14 protein-coding genes are annotated in these 17,081 nt (G+C 65.1%); 10 read left to right on the top strand and 4 right to left on the bottom strand.

Annotated features, from left to right (window positions below):
• Positions 1-110: 110 nt before the first annotated feature.
• Together ACZ9GA_RS06070 and ACZ9GA_RS06065 are read right to left on the bottom strand one after the other, a co-directional pair.
• Positions 111-1,214, bottom strand: a complete 1,104-nt coding sequence (locus tag ACZ9GA_RS06070; RefSeq protein ID WP_457363521.1) for an L-dopachrome tautomerase-related protein — start codon at positions 1,212-1,214, stop codon at positions 111-113.
• A 24-nt stretch (positions 1,215-1,238) separates the two neighbouring features.
• Positions 1,239-2,393 carry an SMP-30/gluconolactonase/LRE family protein gene (locus ACZ9GA_RS06065; RefSeq protein WP_457363522.1) on the bottom strand — a complete coding sequence of 385 codons (1,155 nt, stop codon included), beginning with the start codon at positions 2,391-2,393 and terminating at the stop codon, positions 1,239-1,241.
• A gap of 191 nt (positions 2,394-2,584) precedes the next feature.
• On the opposite strand from ACZ9GA_RS06065, the gene ACZ9GA_RS06060 reads away from it, so the two are divergent.
• A complete protein-coding gene (locus ACZ9GA_RS06060) occupies positions 2,585-3,109 on the top strand; it encodes a GlcG/HbpS family heme-binding protein (RefSeq protein WP_457363523.1) in 525 nt (174 codons plus the stop codon).
• Positions 3,110-3,355: 246 nt separating this feature from the next.
• Here the strand turns inward: ACZ9GA_RS06060 and ACZ9GA_RS06055 are convergent, their stop codons facing one another.
• Positions 3,356-3,565 (bottom strand): hypothetical protein, encoded by a 210-nt coding sequence (locus ACZ9GA_RS06055; RefSeq protein WP_457363524.1) that lies wholly within the window; start codon positions 3,563-3,565, stop codon positions 3,356-3,358.
• 222 nt (positions 3,566-3,787) lie between these two features.
• Between ACZ9GA_RS06055 and ACZ9GA_RS06050 the strand changes: the two genes are divergently transcribed.
• The 5 genes from ACZ9GA_RS06050 (at position 3,788) to ACZ9GA_RS06030 (ending at position 10,664) form a co-directional block, all read left to right on the top strand.
• On the top strand, positions 3,788-4,795 hold the full coding sequence (locus ACZ9GA_RS06050) for an iron ABC transporter substrate-binding protein (protein WP_457363525.1): 1,008 nt from the start codon (positions 3,788-3,790) through the stop codon (positions 4,793-4,795).
• A 55-nt stretch (positions 4,796-4,850) separates the two neighbouring features.
• The gene (locus ACZ9GA_RS06045) at positions 4,851-6,386 is read left to right on the top strand and encodes an ABC transporter permease (RefSeq protein ID WP_457363526.1); all 1,536 of its coding nucleotides are present in this window, start codon (positions 4,851-4,853) and stop codon (positions 6,384-6,386) included.
• Positions 6,383-7,417, top strand: a complete 1,035-nt coding sequence (locus ACZ9GA_RS06040; RefSeq protein WP_457363527.1) for an ABC transporter ATP-binding protein — start codon at positions 6,383-6,385, stop codon at positions 7,415-7,417. The genes ACZ9GA_RS06045 and ACZ9GA_RS06040 overlap by 4 nt, the downstream gene beginning before the upstream one ends.
• A 632-nt stretch (positions 7,418-8,049) precedes the next feature.
• Positions 8,050-9,864: a monovalent cation:proton antiporter-2 (CPA2) family protein gene (locus tag ACZ9GA_RS06035; RefSeq protein ID WP_457363528.1), complete on the top strand. Its 1,815-nt coding sequence runs from the start codon at positions 8,050-8,052 to the stop codon at positions 9,862-9,864.
• A gap of 233 nt (positions 9,865-10,097) precedes the next feature.
• Complete coding sequence (locus tag ACZ9GA_RS06030) at positions 10,098-10,664, top strand: DUF4337 domain-containing protein (RefSeq protein ID WP_457363529.1); 567 nt, start codon at positions 10,098-10,100, stop codon at positions 10,662-10,664.
• 96 nt (positions 10,665-10,760) lie between these two features.
• Here the strand turns inward: ACZ9GA_RS06030 and ACZ9GA_RS06025 are convergent, their stop codons facing one another.
• On the bottom strand, positions 10,761-11,939 hold the full coding sequence (locus tag ACZ9GA_RS06025) for an N-acetylmuramoyl-L-alanine amidase (protein WP_457363530.1): 1,179 nt from the start codon (positions 11,937-11,939) through the stop codon (positions 10,761-10,763).
• Positions 11,940-12,080: 141 nt separating this feature from the next.
• Here ACZ9GA_RS06025 and ACZ9GA_RS06020 point away from each other — a divergent pair, with 141 nt between their 5' ends.
• From ACZ9GA_RS06020 to ACZ9GA_RS06005, 4 genes are all read left to right on the top strand, one after another.
• On the top strand, positions 12,081-12,761 hold the full coding sequence (locus ACZ9GA_RS06020; RefSeq protein WP_457363531.1) for a response regulator transcription factor: 681 nt from the start codon (positions 12,081-12,083) through the stop codon (positions 12,759-12,761).
• Positions 12,739-14,118 carry a sensor histidine kinase gene (locus ACZ9GA_RS06015; protein WP_457363532.1) on the top strand — a complete coding sequence of 460 codons (1,380 nt, stop codon included), beginning with the start codon at positions 12,739-12,741 and terminating at the stop codon, positions 14,116-14,118. Before ACZ9GA_RS06020 ends, ACZ9GA_RS06015 begins: the two co-directional genes overlap by 23 nt.
• Before the next feature lie 182 nt (positions 14,119-14,300).
• Positions 14,301-15,461, top strand: a complete 1,161-nt coding sequence (locus tag ACZ9GA_RS06010; protein ID WP_457363533.1) for a D-alanyl-D-alanine carboxypeptidase family protein — start codon at positions 14,301-14,303, stop codon at positions 15,459-15,461.
• 448 nt (positions 15,462-15,909) lie between these two features.
• The gene (locus tag ACZ9GA_RS06005) at positions 15,910-17,010 is read left to right on the top strand and encodes a polyamine ABC transporter substrate-binding protein (protein WP_457363534.1); all 1,101 of its coding nucleotides are present in this window, start codon (positions 15,910-15,912) and stop codon (positions 17,008-17,010) included.
• Positions 17,011-17,081: the final 71 nt, after the last annotated feature.

Here is a 17,081-nt window from a genome sequence, read left to right as displayed (position 1 = left end):
GATGGGCACTGTGACGAATGGCGATCACCTTATCGCCTGCTCTTTTACCCTGTCCAGCATAGAGCCTGCCCGCCGCGTAGCCAGTCGGTAACAACGGCGGTACGTGGTTTTTACATTGCAGTCTTGAAGCGCAGGATGTTGTAGGGCGCCGTACGCAGGTCCTTCCCGCCATGTAGCCCCGGCACTCGCTGCCACTGCCCCACCGTAACGTACAGGTAGCCGCCCTGCCAGTAGAGGCCGTCGGGCCAGATCAGGCGCGAATCCTGCCCCACCAGGCTGAACTGCCCTGCGCTGTTGCGACGGATGATGGAATAGCGCGAGGCGTCGCCGAAATACAGCGTGCCCTTGTCGTCCACCGCGATGCCGCCGCTGGAGGCGGTCTGGCCTTCGAAGTGGATGTCCTTGACCAGGGCGTCCTCGGGCCGATTGAAGTCACTGAGCGCCGCCGTGTCGATGCTGTAGTAATTGGGGTTGGTGGGGATGGTCCAGTACAGCTTCGTGTGGTCCGGCGACAGCTCGATGCCGTTGACCCCGCCCTGGGGCATGCTCGGGTGGTCGAGGCTGTAGGCGTGAGGCTGGCCTTCGACGTAAGTCATGAAACCTGGCGCCGGCGAGGTTTGCGGCAGGTTGTGGAACACCTCGCGCATCTTGCCGCTGGCCAGGTCCACCACGATCAGCGAACAGTCCGAGGGGCTGGAGTAGCCGTTGTTGGAAATGTACACCGTGCCTTGGGCGCCGTGGTCGGGGTCCACGCGCAGGTCGTTGAGTTGCAGGCTGTCGCGCATGAACGGCTTGTGGAAGACGATGGTCTTGAGCACCTTGCGCGTGGTGATGTCGATGCCCACCAGCTTGGCCGAGCCGTCGGGGATGCCGTCGATGCCTGGGCGTTTGCCCTCATCCAGCACCCACAACGTGTTGCCAGCCAGCGTCAGGCCCAGCGGCGACACCAGCCAGTCCGTCAGCGGTTTGCCGGTGTCGGTGGTGGTGGCCAGGTCCGGGAAGGCCACCTGCTTGCCCTTGACCAGCTCAACCACCGAGGGGAAGGCGTGGTTGCTGCCGGCCCGCGGCAATGTCAGGAAGGTGCGGCCGCCGGGGGTGACGACGATGCCGCTGGCTTCGGTGTTGTCCAGGGCTGCGACCAGCTCGCCCTGGGTAGCCGCCTGGGCAGTACCTGCGGCGATGCAGGCCAACAGGGCCATAGTCCGTGCTTTCATTGCTACCTCCATGTCAAACCGTCCTCACTGGGGTTGTGCATCAAAGACCGGGGTGCCGTCGGTGGGCGTGCGCACCAACAGGTACGGCGGCTGGCGGGTATCGGCATGGGCGCCCAGGCGGTCCCACTGGCCCAGGGTGACGTACACCTGGTTGCCGGCCACGAAAATGCCGTCCGGCCACACTAGGCGCGGGTCGCGCAGCACCACGTCGAGGTGGCCGTCGGGCCAGCGGCGCACGATCTGATGGTGCTCGGCGTCAGTCAGGTACAGGCGGCCCTGGGCGTCGGTGGCCATGCCGTCGGTCATGACTTTCTCGCCTTCGTCGCGAATCTGCGCGGCCAGTTGCTTGTCGTCCTTGCTGAAGTCGGCCAGGGCCGCAGTCGGAATGCTCCACAAGTGGCGGCTGGTCAGCGGCGAGTAGTACAGGCGCGAGCTGTCGGTGCTCAGGGTGATGCTGTCGACGCCGCCATGGGGGAAGGCGCTGGCCTTGCCCTGGTAGCGCATGGGCACGCCGTCCAGCTGGGTAACGAAGTCTTTTTGCGGCAGCACCGACGGATCTTTACTGAGCACTCGGCGCTGGTGGCCGGTGGCGAGGTCGACGACGACCAGGGCCGGGTCTTCGCCGAATGAAGAGTCGGCCACGAAGGCGGTGCCCTTGGCGCCGTGGGTGAGGTCCACGCGCAAATCGTTCATGTGGCTGTCCTGGCGTAGGGCATCGCTGAGCACCCAGGAGGCAAACACCTTGTTGGTCGCCGGATCAATGCCCACCACTTTTGCCGCGCCCGGCTTGATGCCGTCGATGCCGGCGCGCTTGCCGTCGTCGATCAGCCACAGGCGGCCCTGGGTATCGGTGGTCATGCCGTGTACCGAGATCAGCTTCTGCGCGTCGCCGCGCTCGGACGGCAGGCTGGTGGCGGCGTCGGGGTATGGCACCAGCTTGCCGTTGACCAGTTCGCCCAGGGTCATGCCGGGGTGGTTGATGGCATGACGGGGGAAGCCGACGAACACCCGGCCCGACGGCGTGACCACGATACCGGAGGGGCCCGGCCCCTCGAACGCGGCCACTTCTTCCAGGGAACCCAGCGGGATGGCGCTACGGTCAACGGTTTCGGCCAAGGCCGGCAACGTGCTGCCCAGCAACAGGCCAGCGGTTAACAACAGGCTTGCGGACGTTCTCACAAATCATCTCCGGATTTGACTGAAACCGGTTTCAGGCCGATGCTGAAAAAAACCCGAGCGACAGCATCGGGCCGGGTCAATACATGGGAACACTGATCTGTAACGGCGTTCCCTGCGCCGGGCCAGTATAGGAACCGGCTCCGCCACGGCGGATGAAAGGATTTTCATCAACCTCGTAAAAGGAAACTGCCATGTCTGCGACCACCCTGTGGCGCACCAGCGCCGCCCTCGCCATCAGCCTTGCCGCGATGACCGCCCAGGCCGCCCCCAGCCACCTGATCAGCAGCCAGAAGCTGCCCTGGCAGGTGGCCCAGCAACTGGCCGCCGAGGCCGTGCAAACCTGCGCCGCCAAGGGCTGGTCGGTGACCGCTACGGTGGTTGACCCTTCCGGCCACGCCCAGGCGGTGATCAAGGGCGATACCGTGCCGCTGCAATCGTTGTCGGTGTCGTACCGCAAGGCCTACACCGCGTTTTCCTACGGGCAGGCGTTCGACAAGGACACCATCAGCGAACTGCTGGCGGCCAAGCTGGATGGGCCGGCCAATGGCGCGCTAAACACCGTGCCGCAGGTGCTGTTCATCCCGGGTGGGGTGACGTTGCGCAAGGCCGATCGGCAGGTGCTGGGTGGGCTTGGGGTGTCCGGTGCGCCGGGCGGCGACAAGGACGAAGGCTGCGCCTTGGCGGCAGTAAAGAAATTCCAGCCGCAGTTCGAATAACAACGCCTGTAGCCGCTGCCGCCAGGCTGCGCTGGCCCTTGAGTACACCCGAAAGTACTGGGTTGGAACACGGGCCAGCGCAGCCTGGCGGCAGCGGCTACAGGGCATTTACCGCCGCCGCGATGAAAGTATTTTCACCTTGGCGGCTTTTCACATCGCCTTCACAAACCAAGGCGCACAGTACACCTACTCCTTTGTGATGATTCATTTAGCCCGCCACGTTGCGGGCTTTCTTTTGCCTGAAAATCAGCGCGAACCACCACCACCGCCATTGCCACCCGGGCCGCCGCCCCCGCCAGGACCGCCGCCACCGGGGCCGCCCTGCATGCCCCCGCCGCCACCGCCACCGCCGTGACCACCGCCCCCGCCACCGTGGTGCGGATCGAAGATCCAGCAGCCCCCCAGGCTCGACATCAACACGGCCACCAGGGTCAGCTTCGCCAGGTACTTTTGCATAGCAGTTCTCCAGGTTGCGAACGGAAATACCGTCCTTCTCAGCTGTGACCGGCAATCCCCCGGTTTGCTCATATCGATTGGAAACAAGGCCGATACATTTACGTAAATCCCGCGCTTTTTTGACGTTTTTTTGTCACGGGGCTGCCTACCTTCGGCTACAAATAAGTATGCAAATGATTCGTATTGAATTCATTCAGCCAACAAGAAAACGGAGCCCATTCAATGAAGCCTTCCTTCCCCCTGCTGAACGTGGCGGCCTTGGCATGCGCGTTATTCAGCGCCGGCAACGCCTTGGCCCAGGACGCGGACCTGGTGGTGTACAACGCCCAGCACGAGAGCCTGACCAAGGCCTGGATCGCCGGTTTCACCCAGGACACCGGCATCAAGGTGACCTTGCGTAACGGCGATGACACCGAAATGGCCAACCAGCTGGTGCAGGAAGGCGCCAAGTCCCCGGCCGATGTGTTCCTGACCGAGAACTCGCCCGCGATGATGCTGGTGCAGAACGCCGGCCTGTTCGCCCCGGTTGCCCCCACTACGCTGGAGCAAGTGGGTGCGCCCTACCGTCCGGCGCAGGGCAAGTGGGTGGCCATCGCCGCGCGCTCCACGGTGTTCGTCTACAACAAGGACAAGCTGGCCGCCGACAAACTGCCGGCCTCGCTGCTGGACCTGGCGCAGCCGGCCTGGAAAGGCCGCTGGGGCGCATCCCCGGCCGGCGCCGACTTCCAGGCCATCGTGGCTGCCGTGCTGGCGCTGAAGGGCGAACCCGCCACGCTGGAATGGCTCAAGGGCCTGAAGGCCAACGCTACCGTTTATCGTGGCAATAGTGCGGTGCTCAAGGCGGTGAACGCCGGGCAAGTCGACGGTGGGGTGATCTACCACTACTACAGCTTCGTCGACCAGGCCAAGACCGGCGAAAACAGCAAGAACACCAACCTGCACTACTTCAAGCACCAGGACCCAGGCGCCTTTGTCAGCCAGTCCGGCGGCGGCGTGCTGGCCGCGAGCAAGCATCAGGAACAGGCCCAGGCCTTGCTGAAATGGATTACCGGGCCCAAAGGCCAGGCCATCCTGAAAACCGGCACCTCGTTTGAATACGCCGTGGGCCAGGGCGCAGCGTCCAATCCCAAGCTGGTACCCCTGGCAGAGCTGGATGCACCGACCGTCGATGTGTCGAAACTGGACAGCAAGAAGGTCGTGGAATTGATGAACCAGGCGGGGCTGCTCTGAGGTGTCCCCCCCTTCCGGACTGACCGGGGCCGCCACACAGGTGGCCCCGCTTGCATTGCGCGGGCGACAGCGGCGGGGCGGGGTCTGGCTGGTGGCGGTGTCAGTGGTGATTTCGCTGCTGGCTTTGCTGCCGCTGATCTTCGTCGCCGGCGTGTCGGTGCAACAGGGCTGGCAGAGCATCGTCACCCTGTTGGTACGGCCGCGGGCGGGCGAGTTGCTGCTCAACACCCTGCTGCTGATGCTGCTGACCTTGCCCTTGTGCATCGCCCTGGGGGTGGCGCTGGCCTGGTTCACCGAACGCACGCGCCTGCCCGGCCGACGGCTGTGGTCGTTGCTGGCCACCGCGCCACTGGCTATACCGGCGTTCGTGCACAGTTATGCCTGGGTCAGCGTGGCCCCCTCGCTGCATGGGCTGCCCGCTGCGGTGCTGATCTCGGTGATCGCCTATTTCCCCTTTCTGTACCTGCCGGTGGCCGCGACGCTTCGCCGGCTGGACCCGGCCCTGGACGACGTCGGCCAGTCCCTGGGGCTCAAGCCCTGGGCGGTGTTTTTCCGCGTGGTGCTGCCGCAACTGCGCGTGGCCATTGGCGGTGGCACGCTGCTGGTGGGCCTGCATTTGCTGGCCGAATACGGTCTGTACGCGCTGATTCGCTTCGACACCTTCACCACCGCCATCTACGACCAGTTCCAGTCCGCGTTCAACGGCCCGGCGGCGAACATGATGGCCGGGGTGCTGGCGCTGTGCTGCCTGCTGCTGTTGACCGTTGAAGCCTCGACCCGAGGCTCGGCGCGCTATGCCCGCGTGGGCTCGGGCAGCGCCCGCGCGCAGTTGCTCTGGCCCTTGCGCCCGGGCCAGCGGCTGGCGGGGCTGGGCTTGATGCTGGCCACCTGCGTCCTGACGCTGGGGGTGCCACTGTGGACCCTGGGCCACTGGCTGGCCGCAGGCGGCGTGGAGGTATGGCGCAACGACGAACTGTGGGACGCCGTGTGGCAAACCCTGGCGCTGGCCACTGCCGGCGCGCTGCTGACCACCCTGGCCGCAGTGCCGGCTGCATGGCTGTCGGTGCGCGCACCCAGCCGCCTGCAGCGGCTGCTGGAAGGCTGCAACTACCTGTCCAGTTCGCTGCCGGGCATTGTCGTGGCCCTGGCGCTGGTGACCGTGACCATCCAGTTCGCCCGCCCCCTCTACCAGACCCTTGTGACCGTGCTGCTGGCCTACCTGCTGATGTTCCTGCCCCGCGCCCTGGTCAGCCTGCGAAGCGGCATCGCCCAGGCGCCGGTGGAGCTGGAAAACATCGCCCGCAGCCTGGGCCTGGCACCGCACCAGGCGCTGTGGCGCGTCACCCTGCGCCTGGCCGCGCCCGGGGCGGCTGCCGGCGCGGCGCTGGTGTTCCTGGCGGTCTGCAACGAGCTGACCGCCACCCTGCTGCTGGCGCCCAGCGGCACCCGCACCCTGGCCACCGGCTTCTGGGCCATGAGCAGTGAAATCGACTACGCCGCAGCGGCCCCCTACGCCTTGATCATGATCATGCTGTCACTGCCGTTGACCGCCCTTCTCTACCAGCAATCGAAACGGAGCGCCGCCCGATGAGCACCCTTGAACTGAACCAACTGCACAAGCGCTTCGGCACCTTCGCCGCCCTGGACGACGTCAGCCTGAGCGTGCCCAGCGGCAGCCGCACGGCCATCGTCGGACCCTCGGGCTCCGGCAAGACCACCTTGCTGCGGCTGATCGCCGGCTTCGAATTCGCCGACCACGGCAGCATCACCCTGGGCGGTCAGGCGCTGGTCGAAGGGAAGCAGGCGGTGCCTGCCCACCAGCGACAAATCGGCTACGTGCCGCAGGACGGCGCGCTGTTTCCGCACCTGAACGTGGCCGCCAACATCGGCTTCGGCCTGCCCGGCAGCACTGCGACCAAACGTGCCGAGGTCGAGGCCCTGCTCGACCGCGTAGCCCTGGACCGCCGCCTGTTGCAGTGCTGGCCACACGAACTGTCCGGCGGCCAACAGCAACGCGTAGCGCTGGCCCGCGCCTTGGCCCAGCGACCGCGGCTGATGCTGCTGGACGAACCCTTCTCGGCCCTGGACACCGGCCTGCGCGCGTCCCTGCGCAAGGCCGTGGCGCAAGTGCTGGGCGAGGCCGGCATCACCACCGTGCTGGTCACCCATGACCAGGCTGAAGCCCTGTCGTTTGCCGATCAGTTGGCAGTGATGCGCCAGGGGCGGCTGGTGCAGGCAGGGCCGCCGCTGGAGCTGTATCGCCACCCTGAGGATGCACAGACGGCGCAGTTCCTGGGCGATGCGGTGTTGCTGCCCGCGCAATTGCATGATGGCCTGGCGAGCTGCGCATTGGGCAACCTGCCGGTGCGCGATCGCGGGTTGCGGGGCGCTGCGCAGGTCATGCTGCGGCCCGAGCAGTTGCACCTGTGCGAGCAAAGCCCGGGGGCCGTGCGGGGGGTGGTCAGCGAGACGGACTTTGTGGGTAACAGCTGGACCCTGGCGGTGCGGTTGAATGGCGCGGCGGCCACGGTGATTCGGTTGCGTAGCCAGGGGGTGGAGGTGCCGGGGGTGGGGAGTGAGGTGTATGTCAGGGCGCAGGGGGTGGCGCATGTGGTTGGGTAGGGGATAGGGTTTGTGTGGGATGGCATGAGGGCCGCCAGGTGCCAGGCTTTGTTTTTATGGCGCCCTTCAGATCGAGCGCCGTCCGCACGGCGCTTCGCGGACACGGTCCGCTCCTACCGTTTGTTTCGGGCCAATTATGCCGGTGATATCTCCCGGGGCCGCCTTGTTGGTTCACTGGAGATCTGCAGCGAAAATACAAAGCGGTCCCGGGAGATGCCACAGACAAAATTGGCCCGAAACAAACGGTAGGAGCGGACCGTGTCCGCGAAGCGCCGCGCGGGCGGCGCGCGGTCTCAAGAACACCGATGCAACAACGGCTGGCACCTGTCAGCCGCACCACCCTCCCCAGCCTGGCGACAACGCCTCTGGAATTGTGGAGTACCTTGCAAGTGCATGTCTTGAGCAATGTGGCGCTCTTTAAATCGAGCGCCGCCCGCGCGGCGCTTCGCGGGTAGAACCCGCTCCTACATTTGTTGCAACGCGCCATGGCCTGTGCCACCGAGTTGTCAGCCTTCATTGCACCCTTTGAGCATTATGTTGCCTGCGCTACGCCCTACCGCATCCCCCGTGTCGTCATTTGCGATACATACCCCGTAAACTACCCCCTCGCCCCACCACCCAGGAGTACCCCAATGCCCCACGAAGGGAGCCTGCTACAAGCCGCCGTCGTCTTCCTGTTCGCCGCCGTCATCACCGTGCCTCTGGCCAAACGCCTGCAGCTGGGCGCCGTGCTGGGTTATCTGTTCGCCGGTGTGATCATCGGCCCGCAAGTGCTGGGCCTGATCGGCAACCCGCAGAGCGTTTCGCATATTTCCGAACTTGGCGTGGTATTGCTGCTGTTCATCATCGGCCTGGAGCTGTCGCCAAAACGCTTGTGGGTGATGCGCAAATCAGTGTTCGGCGTAGGCCTGGCGCAGGTGTTGCTGACCGGCGCGGTGATCGGCGCGGTGGCCATGCTCGGCTTTGCCCAGCCGCTGCCGACCGCCGTGGTGCTGGGGCTGGGCCTGGCGTTGTCATCGACCGCTTTCGGCCTGCAAAGCCTGGCCGAGAGCAAGCAGCTGAACAGCCCCCACGGGCGCCTGGCGTTTGCGATTCTGCTGTTCCAGGACATCGCCGCCATCCCGCTGATTGCCCTGGTGCCGCTGCTGGCCGCCGGCGGCCATGACGCCAGCCCGGGTGACAATCTTAACCATGGCCTGCGCGTGCTCGGCAGCATTGCCGTGGTGGTGGTCGGTGGCCGCTACCTGCTGCGCCCGGTGTTCCGCACCGTGGCGCGTACCGGCCTGCCGGAAGTGTCCACGGCCACTGCGCTGCTGGTGGTGATCGGTACCGCGTGGCTGATGGACCTGGCCGGTGTGTCGATGGCCTTGGGCGCGTTCCTGGCTGGCTTGTTGCTGGCCGATTCGGAATACCGCCATGAACTGGAATCGCAGATAGAACCGTTCAAGGGCCTGCTGCTGGGGTTGTTTTTCATCAGCGTGGGCATGGGCGCCAACCTGCAACTGCTGGTGGAGTCGCCGGTCACGGTCATTGGCCTGATGCTGTTGCTGATCGCCATCAAGTTGCCCCTGCTGCTGTTCATCGGCCGCCTGGCGGGTGGCCTGAGCAGACTGAGTGCGGTGCGCCTGGGCGTGGTATTGGCTGCGGGCGGCGAGTTTGCCTTTGTGGTGTTCAAGATCGGCAAGGACCAGGGCCTGTTCGACCAGCACCTGTACGACACCCTGCTGCTGACCATCACCCTGTCCATGGCGGTGACGCCGCTGTTGCTGCTGGCCTGCGCGCGCTGGATCAAGTCGCGGCCCAAGCCGGTGGTGCCGGTGCCGGAGCACCTGAAGGCGATCGAAACCGATGCCCCGCGCGTGGTCATCGCCGGGATGGGGCGGATGGGCCAGATCGTCTCGCGTATCCTGCGCGCGCAGAATGTCTCGTTTGTGGCGCTGGATACGTCGGTGGACACCATCGAGCTGACCCGCAGCTTCGGCAACGTACCGGTGTTCTACGGCGACCCGCTGCGCCCCGAGATTCTCAGTGCGGCCAAGGTGGGTGAGGCGGAGTATTTCGTCATCGCCACGGACGACCCCGAAACCAACATCAAGACCGCCGAACTGGTGCACCGGCTGTACCCGCACATCAAGATCATCGCCCGCGCGCGCAACCGTCAGCACGTGCACCGGCTGGTGGAAGCCGGCGCCGTGCCGATCCGGGAGACCTACTATTCCAGCCTGGAAATGAGCCGCCGCACCCTGGTGGGCCTGGGCCTGAGCGAGGAGCAGGCCAGCTGGCGCATCCAGCGCTTCAAGCAGCACGACGAACAGGTGCTGGCCGCCCAGTACCTGGTGCGTGACGACGCTGCCAAGGTGCTGCAAACCGCCCAGGAAGCACGTGCCGAACTGGCCACGCTGTTCGAGTCCGACAGCGGCGAACAGGACCGCGCACACCTGTCCTGATGCCAACCCTGTAGCCGCTGCCGCCAGACTGCGCTGGCCCTGTGCCCCACTGTAAATCTGCAGGGTTCACACCGGCCAGCGCAGCCTGGCGGCAGCGGCTACAGGGTTTAATGAAAGTTGTGCGGCGCGGCGCTCTGCCGCCTAGGCGGCTACCGGGTTTTGACCTATATTCGCGCGCGCCTCGGCCACCGGCCGGGGGCGTTCGATTTCAACACCCAAGGCACCTGAGCACCATGTCCGAGCCCTTCGAAGTCCCCTCCCCCCACGAACACCACGTCGAGCACGCCCACCACAGCGGCGACAGCTTCGCCAGCAAGATCGCGGTGATGACGGCGGTCATGGCCACCATCGGCGCGCTGCTCAGCTACCAGGCCGGTTCTACCGAAAGCGAAGCGGCGATGAACAAGAACAACGCCGCCATCAAGAAGACCGAAGCCTCCAACCAGTGGAACTACTACCAGGCCAAGTCCAGCCGCCAGAACCTGGCCGACCTGGCCAGCCACATCCCGGGCATGGACGCGGGCCACTACCAGGCTGAGGTAGAGCGCTACAAGGTGCAGAAGGAAGAGGCGCGGCAGAAGGCCGAGGCGCTGGAGAAGGAAGCGGCCGAGTGGGACGTGAAGTCCGAGACCATCCTGCACCAGCACCACCGCTGGGCCCAGGCGATGATGGCGATCCAGATTGCCATTTCGCTGGCGGCCATGACGTTGCTGACGCGCAAGGAGTGGCTGGAGCGGTTGTCGATGGGCGCAGCGGGCTTGAGCGTAGTGCTGGGGGTGTTGGCCTGGTTTCACGTCTGAGGTTTTCGCGTCGTATGCATCGCGACCAAGGTCGGCTCCTACGCGGGTCGGGGTAGGAGCCGGCCTTGGCCGCGATGGCGTCACTACGGATACACCCTATGAGGCAACATGCACCGGATACTTGCGGAAGTAATCGCCAATCGACGCATGCAGCGCCTGCGCCAATTCCACCTGGTGGGTATGCTGGATCAACCGCCCGCAATCGTACCCATTGCTCATGAATCCATGCTCCACCAGGATCGACGGAATGTCCGGTGACTTGAGCACCGCGAACCCCGCCTGCTCCACCCGCCGCTGATGCAGGCGGGTCACCTGCTTGAAATGCCCCAACACCGTGCGCCCCAGGTCCAGGCTGGAGGCGATGGTGGCGTTCATCGACATGTCCACCAGCACCTTCGACACCATGGGGTCGTCGTTGCTCAGGGTCTTGTCGAACACCCCGGCGTAGGCGTCCGAGCTGTTCTCGCTTTCGGCGATGTAGCGGGCCATGGCCGAGGTCGCGCCATGGGGCGACAGCACGTACACCGACGCCCCGCGGGCGGAGCGCGACGGCGCTGCGTCGGCATGGATGGACACCAGCATGTCGGCCCGCCGTTGATGCGCCAGCAACACGCGCTGGTGCAGGGGCACGAAGAAATCGCTGTCGCGGCTCATGGTCGGCTGGAAGCGCGGGTCACGCGCCAGTTGCTGATGCAACGCGCTGGCGATGCCCAGCACCACGGTTTTCTCGTAATGCTTGCCGCCACCCACGGCGCCCGGGTCCTTGCCGCCATGCCCCGCGTCGATCGCGATGATGGCCGGACGCACTTTCGGTGCGTGACGTGCGAGCACGGCAGCCGCCTTGCCCACCGGCAATTCCACCACCAGGCGCTGATGCCCACCCGGCAGGTGCACCAGGTGCGCCACCGCGTGGGCGGGCTGATGCATGTCCAGCACCAGGCGCATGCCGGTCTTGGTCGGGCCACTGCGCAGGCCGCGCACCGGCGTGCCGGCGAAATTCAACGCGGCTGCGGGCATGTGGGCCGCCACGCCGTGCAGGTCGATCACCACGCGGTCGGGGCCCTTGAGGGTGAACAGCTGATAGTCCACGGTACCGGCCAGGTCCAGCACCAGGCGAGTCAACCCGCCCTGATGGGTGACCTGGCAATGGCTGACACCGCTCAGCGGCGCCGCCAGCAACCACGACGGGGACATCAGCGACACGGCGCTGATCAAGCCTAGAAATTTGCGACGGTTCACGACAATGCCAGCCTCGGTGTCACGGGGGTAGTCCATTAAACCGTCGCGCGTGCAAGGCCCTGAATTAAGTCGTTTAAATAAAAATTTAATAGAGTCCGACGCACTGCCTCCCTAGGGTAGCGATGCCATTTACAATGGCCCCCCCAAAAAACATCGGAGCCTGCAGAGGAGCAACCCATGAGCCGTGCCCTGGTCATTGAAGACGACGAGGTGACCGCCAACGTCATCATGACCGAACTGAGCCTGCACGGGTTTGCCGTGGACTGGAGCGCCAATGGCCGCGACGGCCTGGCCCGCGCCATCGCCGGGGGCTACGACGCCATCACCCTGGACCGCATGCTGCCCGACTTCGACGGCCTGACCATCGTCAGCACCCTGCGCAGCCTGGACATCCACACACCGGTGCTGATGATCAGCGCCCTGTCGGACGTGGACGAGCGCGTGCGCGGCCTGCGCTCGGGCGGTGACGACTACCTGACCAAACCCTTTTCGCCGGTGGAAATGGTGGCCCGCGTGGAAGTACTGTTACGCCGCCCCAGCGCTGCCGCCAGCCACCCGCAACTGCAGGTGGGCGACCTGTGCCTGGACCTGGTGGAACACCGCCTGAGCCGCGCCGACGAACACATCGCCCTGCTGCCCACCGAGTTCAAGATTCTCAACTACCTGATGCGCAACGCCGGCCAACTGGTGACCCGCACCATGCTGTTCCAGGAAGTGTGGGGCTACCATTTCGACCCCGGCACCAACATCATCGACGTGCACCTGGGGCGCCTGCGCAAGAAGATCGAAGGCAGCGAGCAGTCCCCCGTGATCCAGACTGTCAGGGGCACCGGCTATGTCCTCGCGCCCCGCGCTTGAGCCCTGGCGCTCGTCCAGCAGCCGCCTGATCGGTTTCTACGCGCTGTTCTTCGTGGCCTGGGGCGCGCTGTTCACCGGCGTGCTGTACTGGCAGATCTCGCAGTACCTGGGCAGCACCGCCGAGCGCACGCTGATGCAGCGCGCGCACTATTACGCCAAGGTCGACGATGAAAATCTGGTGGGCGAACTGGCCGCCAGCGAAGCCTATTCCACCCCCAACATCGACGCCTACGGCTTGTTCGACGCACAGGGCCAGCACCTGGCCGGCGACCTGCTGAAACTGCGCGCCAGCCTGCCCGACGACGGCCAGGTGCACTACCTGCAAAAAGGCCTGAGCGTGGCCCAGTCCAGTGAAGAGCCGCGCAGCAGCTACGCCCTGCTGGTGCACCGCCACGATGGCCGCATGCTGGTACTGGCCCGTGACGGTGGCTCGGTGTCGGCGGTGGGCGGCATCATCCAGCAGGCGCTGGCCTGGGGGCTGTCGCTGACGTTGATCCCCGGCCTGATTGGCTGGCGCCTGTTGCGCAGGCGCCCGATCAAGCGCGTGCAGGGCCTGCAGCGCAGCACCGAAAGCGTGGTCTCGGGCAACCTGGCCGACCGCCTGCCGCTGTCCAGCCGCCGTGACGAACTGGACATGCTGGCCAGCGCCGTGAACACCATGCTCGACCACATCGAACAGCTGATGCTGGAGGTCAAGGGCGTGTGCGACGGCATCGCCCACGACCTGCGCACGCCGCTGACGCGTCTGCGTGCCCGCCTGCATCAGCTGGACCAACTGCCGCTGGACGCGCCGCAACGGGCCACCCTGGACTTGGCGCTGGCCGACAGCGAGTCGATCATGGTGCGTTTCCAGGGCCTGCTGCGGGTGGCCGAGCTTGAAGACACCCGCCGGCGCAGCGCCTTCCAGCCCTACCTGCCGGGCGAGTTGCTGCAGCAGGCCCACGAGTTCTATGAGCCCATGGCGCTGGAGCGCCAGCAAACCCTGAACCTGGACATCGCCGGGCCCTTGCCTGCGCTGATGGGCGACGCGGCATTGATGTTCGAAGCGCTGGTGAACCTGCTGGACAACGCCATCAAATTCACTCCGGTGGGTGGTGCGATTGTGCTGCGCGCCAGCGCCACGGCTGGGCAGGTGATGCTGGAGGTGATCGACAACGGCCCCGGCATCGCCCCGGCCGAGCGTACCCAGGTCAGCCGCCGCTTGTATCGCGGGCCCAGCAGCGAGGCGCAGCCGGGGCATGGGCTGGGGTTGTCGCTGGTGGCGGCGATTGTGCGGTTGCATGGGTACAGGCTGGATATCGCCGGGGATGAAGGCGGCGCGCGGATCAGCATCCACTGCGCCTGCCACCCCGTGTAGCCGCTGCCGCAGGCTGCGCTGGCCCTGTATCCCACTGAAAACCTCCCGGGTTCACACAGGCCAGCGCAGCCTGGCGGCAGCGGCTACAGCGTGAATTAAGATTACTTAACACAGGTTAAGTTGAGCCACCCGCCCCCCACCGCCACAGTCTCGGCCCCCTTCCCCGCCGAGGCCCCGCCGCCGTGAAACGCCTGCTCCTGCGTACGCTCATCCTGTTGATCCTGCTCGCCTGCCCGTACGCCGTGTTCGCCGCCACCCTGGTACCGCGCCCACCCAGCCTCAACGCCAAGGCCTGGGTGCTGATGGACGACCAGACCGGCGCCATCATCACCGAGCACAACAGCGATCAGCGCCTGCCCCCGGCCAGCCTGACCAAACTGATGACCGCCTACCTGGCCACCCGCGAGATGCAGGCCGGCCGCCTCAAGCCCGACGACAAGGTAGTGGTCAGCGAAAACGCCTGGCGCACCGGCGGCTCGCGGATGTTCCTCGACCCTGGCACGCAGATCAGCGTCCACCAACTGCTGCAAGGCATCATCATCGATTCGGGCAACGACGCCAGCGTGGCCATGGCCGAACACATCGCCGGCAGCACCGACAGCTTCGTGCCGTTGATGAACGCGGCCGCAAGCAAGCTGGGCATGGCCAACACCCACTTCGCCAACCCCACCGGGCTGCCCATGGATGATCACTACTCCTCGGCCCACGACATGGCCGTATTGGCGCGGGCGATCATCAACGACGAGTCCGGTTACTACGAACTCTATGCCCACAAATACTTGACCTGGAACGGCATCCGCCAGCCCAACCGCAACCTGCTGCTGTGGCGCGACCCCAGCTATGACGGCCTGAAAACCGGCCACACCGAGGCAGCCGGTTATTGCATGGTGGCCTCGGCCCAGCGCAACGGCCGGCGCCTGATCAGCGTGGTGTTCGGCGCCACCAGCGAGCGCGCCCGGGCCGAAGACAGCGCCAAGCTAATGGGCTATGGCTTTCGTTTCTTTGCCACCCAGACCTACGCAAAAGCAGGGCAATCGGTGGCCACGCCACGGGTGTGGCTGGGTCAGCAGGACAGCGTGGCCGTGGGCCTGGCGCAGGACATCACCCTGACGCTGCCGGTGAATCAGCAGCGGCATACGCGTAATCAGGTCACCCTCAATGAGCCGTTGCAGGCGCCATTGGCGGCGGGTGATCAAGTCGGCACGCTGGCGTTGTATGACGGTGATCAACTGCTGAGTAGCCAGCCGCTGGTGACGTTGCAGGCGGTTGAGGCGGGCAATTGGTTCAGCCGTTGCTGGGACCGGTTGTACCTATGGATCAGCTCGATGCTGCAAAACCTGTAGCCGCTGCCGCCAGGCTGCGCTGGCCCTCGACTACACCCGAAAAATACTGGATTGCCATGCGGGCCAGCGCAGCCTAGCGGCAGCGGCTACAGTGTGGATTGGGAAAAGATTCGTAACGTAAATACTGAATTAAATCCGCGCAAAATATGTCCTGACAGCTTGACCCTGCAGCCCGCACATGCCTTTGCAGAGCCTCTCCACGCAATTGATCATTTCTTGGCCATTGCCGCCAAGGTACTGGCCCTGCTGGGTTTGGCAAAGTTATCCACAGAGATACCCACGATTTCCGGGGACAACTGTCCACGCACAAAAAATTCGAAACCATAATTCGCAGGCCACGCGCAATGGCCGCAAAAGTCCCCTTTTGGCCGCTGCGGTTCCGCATGCCCTCCCCCGCCTGGGGTAAGAATGTCGACGGCGCGTTCGCCTGACTGACGAGGGGAATCCAATGAGCAAGGTCATCCGTTCCATGGGCGCGCTGGCGTGCGGCCTAACGTTGCTGGCGGGCGCGGTGCACGCCGAGCAGCGCGAACTGAAGGTGTACAACTGGGCCGACTACATCCTGCCTTCCGCGCCTCAGGATTTTGCCAAGAGCAGCGGCATCAAGGTGACCTGGGACACCTTCGAAACCAACGAATCGCTGGAAGCCAAACTGCTCACCGGCCACTCGGGCTACGACCTGGTGGTGCCGTCCAACCAGTTCCTCGACACGCAGATCAAGGCGGGCGTGTTCCAGAAACTGGACAAGTCGAAGCTGCCCAACTGGAAGCACCTGGACCCCGACCTGCTCAAGCTGCTAGACCGCAACGACCCCGGTAACCAATACGGCGTGCCCTACATGTATGGCACCGTGCTGATCGGCTTCAACCCGGCCAAGGTCAAGGCGGCGCTGGGCGCGGATGCGCCGGTGGACAGCTGGGACCTGGTGTTCAAGCCCGAATACATGGCCAAGCTCAAATCCTGCGGCGTGGCCATGCTCGACTCACCGTCGGAGATCCTGCCCATCGCCCTGCACTACCTGGGCCTGGACCCCAACAGCCAGAACCCCGCCGACTATGAAAAAGCCAAGGCGCTGATGCTCAAGGTGCGCCCGTACGTGACCTACTTCAACTCGGCCAAGTACATGACCGACATCGCCAACGGCGACATCTGCGTGGCCATTGGTTATTCCGGCAGCTTCTACCAGTTCGGCAACCGCGCCAAGGAAGCCGGCAACGGCGTGGTAGTAGACTGGCGCCTGCCCAAGGAAGGCGCGCCGATCTGGTTCGACACCTTCGCCATCCCCAAAAGCGCCGACAACGTCGCCGAAGCCCACGAGTTCCTCAACCACCTGCTGGACCCCAGCGTCATCGCGCCGATCAGCAACTACGTGGGCTACCCCAACGTGAACAAGGACTCGATTTCGATGATCACCAAGGCGATTACTGAAAACCCAGGGCTGACGCCAACACCCGAGGAGCGCAAGAAGCTGTACGTGGTGCAGCCACTGCCGCAGAAAATCGAGCGGGTGCGCACGCGGGTGTGGAGCAGTATCAAGACCGATAGCTGAGCGGCGGCGCAAACTGTGGGAGCGACAGTCTTTGTGGGAGTGGGCTCTGCCCGCGAAAAGCACACCGCGGT

The organism is Pseudomonas sp. TE3644 (genome assembly GCF_056278815.1).
This window is presented reverse-complemented; position numbering and strand designations above follow the sequence as displayed.